The sequence below is a fragment of the Puerhibacterium sp. TATVAM-FAB25 genome, assembly GCF_046535855.1.
GTDB lineage: Bacteria > Actinomycetota > Actinomycetes > Actinomycetales > Cellulomonadaceae > Puerhibacterium > Puerhibacterium variabilis_A.
On sequence record NZ_JAXUAK010000003.1, the window covers coordinates 147,543 to 161,084 of the forward strand.

Genomic DNA, 13,542 nt, shown 5'->3' on the forward strand with positions numbered 1-13,542 from the left:
TGGTCCGGGTGGCCGGCGCGGTGGCCGGCGCGGCGGCGGGTCAGTACCCGCCGGCCTCCGGCGCCGCGCCGGCGGCGCCCTGCGCGGCGTCGGGCTCGAACCCGCCGAGCACGACGGCGGTGCCCGACAGGCCCAGCCGCGTGGCGCCGGCCGCGACCATCGCCAAAGCGTCCGGCAGCGTGCGGATGCCGCCGGAGGCCTTGACGCCGAGGCGGCCGCCGACGGTGTCCGCCATGAGGCGCACGGCGTGCACCGTGGCGCCGCCGGTCGCGTGGAACCCGGTGGACGTCTTGACGTAGTCGGCGCCGGCCGCCTCGGCGGCCCGGCACGCGGCCACGACCTGCTCGTCCGTCAGGGCGGCGGACTCGATGATCACCTTGAGCAGGCGGTCGGCGGGCACCGCGGCGCGCACGGCGGCGATGTCGGCCTGCACGGCGGCCAGCTCGCCGGCGCGCACGGCGCCGACGTCGAGCACCATGTCGACCTCGTCGGCGCCGTCGGCCACGGAGCGGGCCGCCTCGGCGGCCTTGACCTCGCTGACGTGCTTGCCGGACGGGAAGCCGCACACCGTGGCGACCCTGAGCCGGCCGGCCGCGACGGCGACGGCGTGCGCCACGAACGTGGGCGAGACGCACACGGAGAACACCCCGAGCCGGGCGCCCTCCTCCACCAGCGCCGTGACGTCGGCCGTGGTGGCCTCCGGCTTCAGGAGCGTGTGGTCGACGAAGGAGGCGAGCTCGGCCGGCGTGGACGGCACCTCTGCGGGCGCCTCGGCCGGGGTGCGGGGGGTGGGCAGGTCGGTCACCGGAGCGCTCCTTCGATGGTCTGGTAGCCGGGCAGCACGAGGTCGTCGACGATGGCGCGGCGCTCGTCGTGGTGCACGAACGCGCCCCACGCGGCCGTGACGGTGACGTCGGCGAGGTCGTCGATCGTCCAGCCCGCCTCGGTCACCAGGCGGGTCATCTCGTGCGTCATCGACGTGCGGGACATCAGCCGGTTGTCGGTGTTGAGCGTGACGGCGAAGTCCAGCTCCTTGAGCCGGGTGATCGGGTGCTCGGCGATCGTGCGCGCGGCGGTGGCGCCGGTCTGCAGGTTGGACACCGGGCACACCTCGAGCGGGATCTGGTGGTCGCGCACCCAGTGCGCGAGCGACCCGAGCGTGGCCAGCGGCGAGCCGTCGCTGTCCGTGCCGAACGCGATGTCCTCGACGATGCGCACGCCGTGGCCGATGCGGTCGGCCTGGCCCAGGTGCACGGCCTGCGCGATGGAGGGCACGCCGGCGGCCTCGCCCGCGTGGATGGTCACCGGGAAGTCGTTGTCGGCGAGGAACCGCCACACCTCGGCGTGCCGGTCCGGCGGGAAGCCGTCCTCGGCGCCGGCGATGTCGAAGCCGACGACGCCCGCGCCGCGGTAGGCGACGGCGAGCTCGGCGATCTCGCGCCAGCGGTCGGCGTGCCGCATCGCGGTGACGAGCTGGCCGACGCGGATCACCTGGCCGCGCGCGGCGGCCTCGGCGATGCCCGCGTCGATGCCGGCCTGCACGGCCTCGACCGTCTCCGGCAGGCTCATGCCGCGCTGCAGGTGCTGCTCGGGCGCCCAGCGCTGCTCGGCGTACACCACGCCGTCGGCCGCGAGGTCGAGGACGGCCTCCCGGGCCACCCGGGCGAGCGCCTCGGGCGTCTGCATCACGGCGATCGTGTGGTCGAAGGTCTCCAGGTAGCGCACCAGCGAGCCGGAGTCGGCCGCCTGCTGGAACCAGTCGGCCAGGGCGGCGGCGTCCTGCGCGGGCAGCGGGTGGCCGACGGCGTCGGCGAGCTCGAGCACGGTCTGCGGGCGCAGGCCACCGTCGAGGTGGTCGTGCAGCACGACCTTCGGCAGGGACGGGATCAGGTCGACGAGGGCGGAGCCCGAGGTGGCGGTGCCGGCCAGGCGCGTGCCGGCGGTCGGGGCGGGGTCGGTCATGCCCCCAACCTACTGGGCCGGGCCGCCGCCGGGGGCACGGCGAGGGTGGCCGCGGCGACGTCCGCCGGGGTCGCTGCCGGGACGGCTGCGGTGGTCACTGCTCGACGTCCTCGGGCCCGACCTCGTCGCCCGCGAAGCCCTGGTCGAAGCCCGCCGGCTCCCACACCCCCTCGTCCTCCACCACCTCGACCTCCTCCGACTGCTCGACGACGTCGGCCTCGTTGGCCTCGCCGGCCAGGTCGGGGCGTGCCGTGCGGGGGCGGTAGTCCTCCGGGGAGGCCTCGGGGTGGCGCGGCGGCTCGTTCGGGGTCTGGACCTCCTCGACGAGGCTCGCGGCCTCGGGGCCCAGGTCGTCCGGGTCGATCTCGCGGTGCTCCGGCTCCCGGAGGGCGTCGTCGAGACCGGCGTCGCGCCAGCTGTCGTGGCCGGGCAGGGTGCTCATGGGCTTCCTCCTTGGGTCACGGTGAGGCCCCTCGCGGGGCCCACGGGGTCCTCCCCGCCCCACCGGCCGCGGGCGCGGCCGCGCCGCGGTCGGCGGGTCCGGGTACCCCATCGTGACGCCGCCCCGGCACGCCCGCCACCGGCTCGTGGTGCGTCCCGGCCCGGTCGCGGTCCGGTCGCGGCCCGGTCGCGGTCCGGTCTCAGACAGGCCTCGGAGCAGCCTCGGAGCAGCCTCGGCGCGGTCCCGGAGAGGGCTCAGCGCGTCCGCGGCAGCAGCGCCCACGCGACGTGCGGCCAGCCGCCGAGGGCGGCCGTGAGCGCGGCGCGCTCGTGCGGCGCGGCGTCGCCCGGGCGCCGCAGCGCCGCCAGCGGCACGGTGTGCACGGTGGCGGACGACGGCTCGTACAGCCGGGCGGTGGCCGCCTCGTCCGCGCCGTGCGCCCCGCCGTCGGGGCCGGGCGCCGCGTCGACCGCGACGAGCAGCACGACGTGCCGCGGCACCGCCGCCCGCCAGCCGCCGCGCAGGTCGCCGCCGGTGAACAGCGGCACGGGCACTCCCGCGCGCGCCGCGGCGAGGGCCGCGTCGAGCACCGGGTCGGGCGCGGCGCAGGGGACGTCGGCGACGTCGACGACCGCGTGGGTGTAGCGCACCGCCCCGCAGCGCGCGACGCGCGCCGCCGCCCAGGGCGGGGTGCCGAGCGCCTGCGGCCAGGGCACCGCTCCCCCGCGGCTGGTGGCCCGGTGCGCCCGCAGCTGCAGGGCGCCGAACGCCCGCGCCGGCGCGCCGCGCGCGACGCGCAGCGCCAGGGCGGGGTCGCCGGCCATGGCCAGCAGCGCGAGGACGGCGGAGCCGCACGTGGTCTCGTCGACCTGCCGCGCCGGGGCCGGCCGGGCGTCGCCGGCGGGGTCGAGCGACGGCAGCGCCAGGCGGCGCGGCGCCCCGACGACGCCCGGTCCGCCGCCCCGGCCGAGCGGGTCCAGGACGGCGCGGCGGGCGACCTCGCGCCGGTCCGCCGGCAGCCGCGCGACGGCCTCGGCCAGCGCCGCGGCGACGGGGGCCGCGTCGGGTGCCGGCAGGACGCCCGGCGGGCCCCCGGCACCGGTGCGGCCGCCGGCGAGCACGCGCGCGCACCGCAGCAGCGTCGTCAGCCGCAGGTCCGGCCGGCCACGGCGCGCGGCGAGCGCCGCCACCCGGGCGGCCGAGCCGCGCGCCACCGTCCGCACGGGCGCCCCGTCGACCCGGCCGCTCAGTGGATGCGGTCGAGCACCACGGACCGCTGCCGCACCACGCTGCCGCGCGGGGCGACCCGCCACGCGCCCTCGAGCGCCTGGCGGGCCCGGGCGAAGCGCTCGGGGGTGTCCGTGTGCAGCGTCATGAGCGGCTGGCCCGCCGTGACGACGTCGCCAGGCTTGGCGTGCAGCTCCACGCCCGCCGCAGCCTGCACCGGGTCCTCCCGGCGGGCGCGGCCGGCGCCGAGGCGCCACGCGGCCACGCCGACGGCGTACGCGTCGAGGGACGCCAGCACGCCGTCCTCGCCGGCGAGGACCTGCTCGCTCTCCCGGGCCGTGGGCAGCGTCGCGTCGGGGTCGCCCCCCTGCGCGGCGATCATCCGGCGCCACACGTCCATGGCGCGCCCGTCGGCGAGCGCGGCGCGCACCTCGTCGGCCGGCTGCGGGCGACCGGCCGCGGCGAGCATCTCCACCGCCAGGGCCACCGTGAGGTCGACGACGTCGGCCGGGCCGCCGCCGGCGAGCACCTCGACCGCCTCGCGCACCTCGAGCGCGTTGCCGGCGGTGAGGCCCAGCGGCGTCGCCATGTCGGTCAGCAGCGCCACCGTGCGCACGCCGGCGTCGCTGCCCAGGTCCACCATCGTGCGGGCCAGCTCCTTGGCGTCCGCCAGGTCCTTCATGAACGCGCCGGAGCCGACCTTGACGTCGAGCACCAGGGCCCCGGTGCCCTCCGCGATCTTCTTGCTCATGATCGAGCTGGCGATGAGCGGGATCGACTCCACGGTGCCCGTGACGTCGCGCAGCGCGTAGAGCTTCTTGTCCGCCGGCGCCAGGCCAGGGCCGGCCGCGCAGACGACGGCGCCGACCTCGTCGAGCTGGCGCAGCACCTCCTCGTTGCTCAGCGCGGCCCGCCAGCCGGGGATCGACTCGAGCTTGTCGAGCGTGCCGCCGGTGTGGCCGAGGCCGCGGCCGGACAGCTGCGGCACCGCGACGTCGAACGCCGCGACCAGCGGCGCGAGCATCAGCGTGATCTTGTCGCCGACGCCGCCGGTGGAGTGCTTGTCCGCGGTGGGCCGGCGCAGGGACGAGTAGTCCATGCGCTCGCCGGAGGCGAGCATCGCGCGCGTCCAGCGCACCACCTCGCCGCGGCTCATGCCGTTGAGGTAGATAGCCATGGCGAGCGCCGCCATCTGCTCCTCGGCCACCACGCCGCGCGTGTACGCGTCGATGACCCAGTCGATCTGGGCGCTCGACAGGTGCTGGCGGTCGCGCTTGGTGCGGATGACGTCGACGGCGTCGAACAGCTCGGTGGGGACCGGCCGGATGCCGACGAAGCGCCCGGTGCTCGAAGGGCTGCTCACGGGTTCTCCTCCTGCGGGTGCGGGGCCGGGGGCTGGGCCGGGTGCTGGGCCGGTTGCTGGGCCGGGTGCTGGACGACCTCGAGGTCGTGCGCGTCGAACGCCTGCGGCAGCACCTCGGTCATCGGGACCACGCCGCGCGGGGTGTCGACGAGCAGCTCGGCGCCGCCGTGCTCCCACAGCAGCTGGCGGCAGCGGCCGCACGGCATGACGGTGCGCCCGTCGCCGCCGACGCAGGCGAACGCCACCAGGCGCCCGCCGCCGCCCGCGACCAGGTCGGACACCAGGCCGCACTCCGCGCACAGCGTCACGCCGTAGCCGGCGTTCTCGACGTTGCAGCCGCGCACGACGCGCCCGTCGTCGACGAGCGCCGCGGCGCCGACCGGGTAGTGCGAGTACGGCACGTACGCCCGCGCCTGGATCTCCCGGGCGCCGGCGCGCAGGGCCTCCCAGTCGACGTCCGCGGCCGCCGTCCCGGCAGCCGCGGCGGCCGGGGTGGTCTCGGTCGGCACGCTCACTCCTTCACGTAGGGCTCGCCGGACGCCGCGGGCGCCCGCGACTTCCCGACCAGGCCCGCCACGGCGAAGATCGTCACGAGGTACGGCAGCATCAGCATGAACTGGCTGGGCACCGGGGCGCCGACCACGTTGAGGATGTTCTGCAGGTTGGTCGCGAAGCCGAACAGCAGGCCGGCCAGCGCCGCGCGCAGCGGATCCCACTTGCCGAAGATCACGGCGGCCAGGGCGATGAAGCCGGCGCCCGCCGTCATCTCCTTGCCGAACTGGCCGATCGACACCACGGTGTAGAACGCGCCGCCGACGCCGGCGACGCCGCCGGCGATCATCAGCGCCCGGTAGCGCGTGGCCTCGACCTTGATGCCGACGGTGTCGGCGGCCTTGGGGTGCTCGCCGACGGAGCGCAGGCGCAGGCCCCACCGGGTGCGGTACAGGCCGAACCAGACGGCGGCCGTCGCCAGGAACATCAGGTAGACGACGACGGTCTGGTTGAACAGCGCCTGGCCGACGATCGGGATCCGCTCGAGCAGCGGGATTCCGATGCGCTCGAAGCGGGGGGTGTTGTTGAGGGTCTGGGCGTTGGGCACCAGCAGCTGCGAGTACAGGAAGCTGGTCAGGCCGATGACCAGCACGTTGAGCACCACGCCGACGATCACCTGGTTGACCCGGTAGGTGATCGCGAAGACGCCGAGCACCAGCGCCACGAGCACGCCCGCCACGACGGCGGCCAGCAGGCCGGCCCACGGGCTGCCGGTGATCGAGCCGGCCAGCGCCGAGGTGAACGCGCCCGCGAGGAGCTGGCCCTCGATCGCGATGTTCACCACGCCGGCCCGCTCGCCGATCACGCCGCCCAGGGCGCCGTAGACGATGGGGATCGACAGGGCGATGGCGCCGGAGATGAGGCCGACGACGGACAGGTCGCGCGGGCTGCCGGCGGCGGCCCAGGCGAGGAACGCCAGCAGGCCGAGCACGGCGAACAGGGCGGTGACCCAGCCGGGGACCTTGCGCCGGGCCCGCGCCCGCAGGAACGCGAGGGCCGTGAGCACGGCCATGAGCGCCACGCACACCCACGCGGTGGCCATGGCCGGGACCACGAGGACCGGGATCTGGAAGAAGTCCGCGCCCGACGACAGCGCGAACCGCGCGTCGCCGGCGTGCGGCTGGACCAGCAGCAGGACCGCCAGCAGCCCGGTGACGACCGCGAGGATCGTCGGCGTCTTGTACGACGTCGTCGCGACCGTGCGCGGCTGGACCGGCGCGTCGGGGGCCGGCCGGACGTCGGTGGTGACGGCGGTCATGCGGACACCTTCTTCCTCGCACCCGGCTGCGGGAGCCGGAAGATCGCGCGCACGAGCGGCGGCGCGGCGATGAACAGCACGATCAGCGACTGGACGACCAGCACGATCTCGATCGGGATGCCCTCGCCGGCCTGCATGGCCGAGCCGCCCGCCTTGAACGCGCCGAACAGCAGGCCGGCCCACAGCACGCCCACCGGCGAGGAGCCGCCGAGCAGCGCCACGGTGATGGCGTCGAAGCCGATGCCCGCGTCGATGTCGCTGGAGAAGCCCGTGGTCACCGACCCGAGCACCTGGGTGGCGCCGGCGAGGCCCACGAGGGCGCCCGACATGAGCATGGCCGTGACGGTGGCGCGGGGGACGTCGATGCCCGCCACGCGCGCGGCGCGCGGGTTCTCGCCCACCGTCCGCAGCGCGAAGCCGGTGCTGGACCGGTTGAGCAGCCACCAGGAGACCAGCACGGCCAGCAGCGCCAGCACGAAGCCCAGGTGGAGGTTGTACGACCCGCCGAGCAGGCGCGGCAGGATCGCGGTCTCGAGCATCGGCGGCGTCTTCGGGTTGGCCGACCCGGGCGCCTGGAGCAGGCCGGGCGTCGCCAGCAGGTAGGACAGCAGGTAGAGCGCGACGTAGTTGAGCATGATCGTGACGATCACGACGTGCGCCCCGGTGCGGGCGTTGAGCACGCCCGCGATGCCGGCCCACAGCGCGCCGGCGGCGAGGCCGGCGACCAGCGCCAGCGGCAGGTGCAGCCACAGCGGCAGGCCGCTGACGCCGAAGCCCACCCAGCCGGCGGCCGCGGCGGACATGAGCATCTGCCCCTGGCCGCCGATGTTGAACAGGCCGGAGCGGAACGCCACCGCGACGCCGAGGCCGGCGGCGATCAGCGGCGTGGCGTAGTTGAGCGTCTCCGTCAGCGGGCGGATGCCGCGGGCGAAGCCGTCCGCGCGGAAGTTGTAGACCGCGCCCTGGAACAGCGCGGAGTAGGCCCCGCCGATCGCCTGGCCGAGCGCGGCGAACGTGTCGCCGGGCCGGGCGAAGAAGTAGGCGCTGGCCTCCTGCACGCCCTCGTCCGTGAACGCGATCATGATCGACCCGACGAGCACGGCGAGGATCACGGCGCCGACGGCGACGGCCGGGCGGCCCGCGAAGATCTCCCGCGCGGCGTCGCGCCAGCGGTTGTCCTCGGCGGGCGGCGCCAGCGCCTCCGGCTGCTGGCGCGCGAGCTCCTGCTCGAGCTCCTCGGTCAGGCCCGGGTCGCTCCCGGGCGCGGTGTGCCCGAGGGCCTCCGTCAGCGACTCCGGCTCGTGCCGCGTGCCGGTCGTGCGCTGCTCGGCGGACCCCTGCGACGGGGTGCTGCTCATGCCGCGTCTCCTTCGGTGTTCTCCGGCGCGATGCCGGCCATCATGAGCCCGAGCACGTCGCGCGGCGTCGTGCTGGGCACGATGCCGACGACGCGGCCGCGGTACATGACCATGATGCGGTCGGCCAGGGCGACGGCCTCGTCCAGCTCGGTCGAGACGACGACCACCGGCACGCCCGCGTCGCGCGTCTCCACGACGCGCTTGTGGATGAACTCGATCGAGCCGACGTCCACGCCGCGCGTCGGCTGCGCGGCGACGAACAGCCGCAGCTCGCGGGACAGCTCGCGGGCCAGCACGACCTTCTGCTGGTTGCCGCCGGACAGGCGGCCGACCTTGGTCTCGATGCCCTGGGTGCGCACGTCGAACTCGGCGACCTTCTCGCGCGCGAACGCGTCGCGGGTCGCCAGCTGCAGCGCACCGCCGCGGACGAACGGCGCCCCGTCGGCGCGGTCGAGCATGAGGTTCTCGGCGATGGTGAACTCGCCGACCAGGCCGTCGGTGTTGCGGTCCTCCGGCACGAACCCGACGCCCGCGTCGAGCACCTGGCGCACGGAGCGGCCGACGAGCTCGCGGCCGTCGAGGCGGATCGAGCCGCTGACGTTCTCCTGCAGCCCCACCAGCGCCTCGGTGAGCTCGGTCTGGCCGTTGCCCTGCACACCGGCCACCACGAGCACCTCGCCGCCGCGCACCGTGAACGACACGTCGTCGACGAGCACCTGCCCGTCGGGCGCGGTCACCTGCAGGTGCTCGACCTCCAGGCCGTTGTCGCGCAGCGCGGGCGCGCCCTTGCTGACGGTGAGCTCCACGGCGCGGCCCACCATGAGCGAGGCGAGCTCGGTGTCGGACGCCGTGGGCGAGGCCTCGCCGACGACCTTGCCGTGCCGGATGACGGTGATGCGGTCGGCGACCTCGCGCACCTCGCGCAGCTTGTGGGTGATGAAGACGATGGCGGCGCCCTCGTCCCGCAGCTGGCGCATGATCGCCATGAGCTCGTCGGTCTCCTGCGGGGTGAGCACCGCGGTCGGCTCGTCGAACACCAGGACGTCGGCGTCGCGGGCCAGCGCCTTGATGATCTCGACGCGCTGCTGCACACCCACGGGCAGGTCCTCGACGACGGCGTCGGGGTCCACGTGGAAGCCGAACCGGGCGGAGATCTCGCGCACCTGCGTGCGGGCCGCCTCGAGGTCGAGCCGGCCACCGCCGCGGGTGTGCTCGTGGCCGAGCATGACGTTCTCGGCGACGGTGAAGACCGGCACGAGCATGAAGTGCTGGTGCACCATGCCGATGCCCGCCGCCATGGCGTCGCCCGGCCCCGCGAACCGCTGGACCGCGCCGTCGAGCAGGATCTCGCCCTCGTCGGCCGTGTAGAGGCCGTACAGGACGTTCATCAGCGTGGACTTGCCCGCGCCGTTCTCGCCCAGCAGGCAGTGGATCTCTCCGGGCTCGACGACCAGGTCGATGTGGTCGTTGGCCACGAGGGCTCCGAAGCGCTTGGTGATGCCCTTCAGCTCGAGCCTCATGCGTTGCTCCCGATGCGGTGATGGGTTCTGCGGGGTGGTGCGCCGCACGCGAACGGTCCCGGGCGGCGCGAGGCCGCCCGGGACCATTCATGCACGGCTGGGGTCAGCGTGCCCGCCCGGTCACTGGGCGAGGTACGAGGTGACCTCCAGCTCGCCGGAGACGATCTGCTCGCGCAGCGCGTCGACCTCCTCCACGAGGGCCGGGTCGACCTTGTCCTCGAAGTTGTGCAGCGGGGCGATGTCCACACCGCCGTTCTCGAGCGTGCCGACGTAGGTCTCGGCCGAGAACTCGCCGTTGCCGGACGCCGTCACGGCCTCCTCCGTCGAGACGTCCATGCGCTTCTCGATCGAGGTCAGCACGTAGTCCTGCGTGGACGGGTCGGTCTCGTAGAAGTCCGCGTCGACGCCGACGAGCGCGACGTCGCGGCCGGAGTCCTGGATCGCGGCGATCGCCGACTGGTAGACCGGGCCGCCGACCGGGAGGATCACGTCGACGCCCTGGTCGATGATGTTGCGGGCCGTCGTCTTGGCCGTCTCGTTGGCCTCGAAGCCGCCGGTGAAGGAGCCCTGGTCGCCGCCCTCGTAGCCGATGACCTCGACGTTGGTGCCCTTGACCTCGTTGTAGTGCTCGACGCCCTGCTTGAAGCCGTCCATGAAGATGGTCACGGTCGGGAAGGGCTGGCCGCCGAACGTGCCGACCTTGGACGACTTGTCGGCCGAGTAGCCCGCGGCGAGGTAGCCGGCCAGGAACGCCGCCTGCGACGTGTCGTACAGCAGCGGCTTGATGTTCTCGGCGTCGGTCTGGCCGTCCATGTCGGCGTCGGCCGCGTCGTCGATGATGATGTAGTGCACGTCGGGGTTGGCCGTGGCCGACTCGACGGTGGTCGCCGACAGGGCGAAGCCCACGGTGACGATGGTGTTGCAGCCCTGGTCCACGAGCGACTGGACGTTGCCCTTGTAGTCGCTCTCCGACTGGGACTCGACCTGCTTCACCTCGGACCCGAGGGTCTCGGCCGCGGCCTGCACGCCCTCGTAGCTGAGCTGGTTGAAGCTCTTGTCGTCGAAGCCGCCGGCGTCCGAGACGATGCAGGGCAGGAAGTCCGACCCGGCGGCACCGCCGGTCGCCTCGCTGCCGCTGTCCTCCGGCGCCTGACCGCACGCCGCGAGGGCGAGCGCCGCCGCGCCGGCGAGCGCGGCGAACCGCGTAGTCCTCTTCACTGTTGCTCCTGTCGAAGAAACGGAACGGGCCCGGCCGGTGCGGCCACGCCACCATCAAGGCCGGAGCCTAGTCACCGGCGCGTCACCGCAGTGTTACCGGGAGGTCACGCGGGCGCTTCGTTACCTCATCGCAACGCCGTCTCAGACAGCCGTCTCGTCATCCGGGAGCGGCGTCCCGTCGACCGGCTCGGCGGGCCGCTCGGCGCTCAGCGCGAGCGTCGCCAGCAGCCGCACGCCGACGCCGATCGCGCGCTCGTCGACCACGAGGTCGCCCTGGTGCAGGTCGTACCGCCGCTCGCCCGGCGTGGCCGTGCCGAGCCGGGCCATGGCCCCGGGCAGCTTGGTGAGGTACCAGGCGAAGTCCTCCCCGCCGAGCGACTGCTCGGTGAGGACGACGCCCTGCGGCCCGAGCACGGCGCGGGCCGCGGCCTCGAGCTCGGCGTTGACCAGCTCGTCGTTGTCGACCGGCGGCACGCCGCGGGTGTGGTGCAGGGTCACGTCGACCTCGTACGGCGCCACGACCTGCTCGACGGCGTCGTTGAGGACCTGGCCGGCCTTCTCCCACGCGCGCACGTCGAGGCAGCGCAGCGTGCCGGTGACGGTGCCGCTGGCGGGGATGGCGTTGTGCACGTTGCCGGCGTGCACGGACCCCCAGGTGAGGTTGACCCCCGAGCGGGGGTCGAGCCGGCGGCCCAGCACGCCCGGCACCTGGGTGATGACCTGGCCGAGCGCGTACACGACGTCGCCGGTCAGGTGCGGCCGGGAGGTGTGCCCGCCGCCGGAGGAGACGGTCACCGAGATGGCGTCCGACGCCGAGGTGATCGGCCCGATGCGGGTGCCCACCTGGCCGACGTCGAGCTTCGGCTCGCAGTGCAGCGCCACGGCCCGGTCGAGGCCGTCGAGCACGCCCTGGGCCAGCACGTCGTGCGCCCCGCCCGGCATGACCTCCTCGGCGGGCTGGAAGATGAGCCGCACGCCGTTGGGCAGCAGGCCGTCGGCGTCGAGCGCGGCCAGCACGAGGCCGGCGCCGAGCACCGCGGTGGTGTGCACGTCGTGCCCGCACGCGTGGGCGACGCCGGGCACGGTGGACTCCCAGGGGCAGCCGCAGCGGTCCTGCACGGGCAGCGCGTCGAGGTCGGCGCGCAGCCCCAGGCGCCCCGCGGGGCCGTCGGGCCCGATGTCGCACACCAGGCCGGTGCCCTCGAGGGGGCGCGGGTCCAGCCCCGCGGCGCGCAGCCGCTCCAGCAGCTTCTGCGTGGTGCGCACCTCCGCCCGCGCGATCTCCGGGTGGGCGTGCAGGTCGCGGCGGAAGGCGATGAGCTCCTCGCGCAGCCCGGCGGTCAGGGTGCGCACCAGCCCCGCGGCCTGGGCCGCGTCGAATCCTGCGGGCGCGCTCACAGCAGCTCCTCGAGTCCGTTCTCCCGCACCGCGTCGACCACGGCCTTCACCTGCTGCGCCCGGGCACGCGTCGTCACGAGCAGCGCGTCGACGGTGTCCACGACCACGAGGTCGTCGACGCCCAGCAGCGTGATCGTGCGCCCCGAGCCGGGCACGACGACGTTCCCGCCGGTCTCGATGCGCAGCACGTCCGACGCGGCCCCCAGCACCTTGTCGCCCGACTCGCCGACGCTCGGCAGCAGCGCGGCGAGCGAGTTGAAGTCGCCGACGTCGTCCCAGCCGAACGTGCCGGGCACGACCGCGACGCCCCCGGTCGCGGCGACCGGCTCGGCGACGGCGTGGTCGATGGCGATCTTCTCCAGGCCCGGCCACACGCGCGCCAGCACCGCCGCCCGGTCGGGGGTGTCCCACGCCGCGGCGATCTCGCGCAGGCCGGCGTGCAGGGCGGGGCGCTGCTCGGCCAGGTGCCCGAGCAGCACGGAGGTGCGGGCGACGAAGATGCCGGCGTTCCACCGGTACTCCCCCGACGCGAGGTACTCGCGCGCCGTGGCGGCGTCCGGCTTCTCCGTGAAGCCGGCCGCGTGCAGCGCCGACGGCGCCTCGTCGAGCCCGAGCGGCGCGCCGCTGCGCACGTACCCGAACGCGACCGACGGGCGCGACGCCGCGATGCCGATGGTCGCCACGTACCCGGCGCGGGCGGCGACCACGGCCTCGCGCACGGCCTGGGCGAACGCGGCCTGCCCGGAGACCACCTGGTCGGCGGCGAACGAGCCCACGACGACGTCGCCGTGGCGCTGCTCGAGGACGGCGGCGGCGAGGCCGATCGCGGCCATGGAGTCGCGCGGCGACGGCTCGGCCAGCACGGCGTCGTCGCCGAGGCCGGGCAGCTGTGCGCGGGCGGCGGCGACGTGCCGCTCCCCCGTCACCAGCACGACGCCGTCGACGCCGGCGAGCGGCTCGAGCCGGTCGACGGTGGCCTGCAGCAGCGTGCGGCCGGTGGCGGTGAGGTCGTGCAGGAACTTCGGCTCGCCCGCCCGCGACAGCGGCCAGAGGCGGGTGCCGGCGCCGCCCGCCGGGACGATCGCGTAGAAGTCGTCGATCGGCGCCGCCGTCGGGGTGGGGACACGGTCAGGGGCGCGGCCGGGCACGGGCAGGCTCATGCAGGCAGGATAGGCACGCCGGCGGGCACCGGGCGGCGGGGCCGCCCAGCGGACGCCCGGAGACCCACCACCCCGCGGGGAGGT

At 75.3% G+C, this 13,542-nt stretch carries 12 protein-coding genes; all 12 read right to left on the reverse strand.

Features of this window, described 5'->3' with window-relative positions; translation table 11 throughout:
* Nucleotides 1–40: 40 nt before the first annotated feature.
* On the reverse strand, nt 41–796 hold the full coding sequence (deoC, locus tag U5M74_RS04715) for a deoxyribose-phosphate aldolase (RefSeq protein WP_410906870.1): 756 nt from the start codon (nt 794–796) through the stop codon (nt 41–43).
* 5 nt (nt 797–801) lie between these two features.
* Nucleotides 802–1,962, reverse strand: a complete 1,161-nt coding sequence (locus U5M74_RS04720) for an adenosine deaminase (RefSeq protein WP_410906612.1) — start codon at nt 1,960–1,962, stop codon at nt 802–804.
* A 94-nt stretch (nt 1,963–2,056) separates the two neighbouring features.
* Nucleotides 2,057–2,404 (reverse strand): hypothetical protein, encoded by a 348-nt coding sequence (locus U5M74_RS04725; protein WP_410906614.1) that lies wholly within the window; start codon nt 2,402–2,404, stop codon nt 2,057–2,059.
* Between the two features lie 254 nt (nt 2,405–2,658).
* Nucleotides 2,659–3,627 carry a hypothetical protein gene (locus U5M74_RS04730; RefSeq protein WP_410906615.1) on the reverse strand — a complete coding sequence of 323 codons (969 nt, stop codon included), beginning with the start codon at nt 3,625–3,627 and terminating at the stop codon, nt 2,659–2,661.
* A 23-nt stretch (nt 3,628–3,650) separates the two neighbouring features.
* Nucleotides 3,651–4,994: a thymidine phosphorylase gene (locus tag U5M74_RS04735; RefSeq protein WP_410906617.1), complete on the reverse strand. Its 1,344-nt coding sequence runs from the start codon at nt 4,992–4,994 to the stop codon at nt 3,651–3,653.
* Nucleotides 4,991–5,503, reverse strand: a complete 513-nt coding sequence (locus U5M74_RS04740; protein ID WP_410906619.1) for a cytidine deaminase — start codon at nt 5,501–5,503, stop codon at nt 4,991–4,993. The genes U5M74_RS04735 and U5M74_RS04740 overlap by 4 nt, the downstream gene beginning before the upstream one ends.
* A gap of 2 nt (nt 5,504–5,505) precedes the next feature.
* On the reverse strand, nt 5,506–6,804 hold the full coding sequence (locus U5M74_RS04745; RefSeq protein ID WP_410906621.1) for an ABC transporter permease: 1,299 nt from the start codon (nt 6,802–6,804) through the stop codon (nt 5,506–5,508).
* On the reverse strand, nt 6,801–8,162 hold the full coding sequence (locus U5M74_RS04750) for an ABC transporter permease (RefSeq protein ID WP_410906623.1): 1,362 nt from the start codon (nt 8,160–8,162) through the stop codon (nt 6,801–6,803). Before U5M74_RS04750 ends, U5M74_RS04745 begins: the two co-directional genes overlap by 4 nt.
* On the reverse strand, nt 8,159–9,682 hold the full coding sequence (locus tag U5M74_RS04755; RefSeq protein WP_410906625.1) for an ABC transporter ATP-binding protein: 1,524 nt from the start codon (nt 9,680–9,682) through the stop codon (nt 8,159–8,161). Before U5M74_RS04755 ends, U5M74_RS04750 begins: the two co-directional genes overlap by 4 nt.
* Before the next feature lie 120 nt (nt 9,683–9,802).
* Entirely contained in the window at nt 9,803–10,900 is a 1,098-nt protein-coding gene (locus U5M74_RS04760) for a BMP family lipoprotein (RefSeq protein ID WP_410906627.1), read from the reverse strand.
* Nucleotides 10,901–11,041: 141 nt separating this feature from the next.
* Entirely contained in the window at nt 11,042–12,298 is a 1,257-nt protein-coding gene (locus U5M74_RS04765; protein ID WP_410906629.1) for an amidohydrolase, read from the reverse strand.
* Nucleotides 12,295–13,458: a mannose-1-phosphate guanylyltransferase gene (locus U5M74_RS04770; RefSeq protein WP_410906631.1), complete on the reverse strand. Its 1,164-nt coding sequence runs from the start codon at nt 13,456–13,458 to the stop codon at nt 12,295–12,297. Before U5M74_RS04770 ends, U5M74_RS04765 begins: the two co-directional genes overlap by 4 nt.
* Between the last annotated feature and the right edge of the window lie 84 nt (nt 13,459–13,542).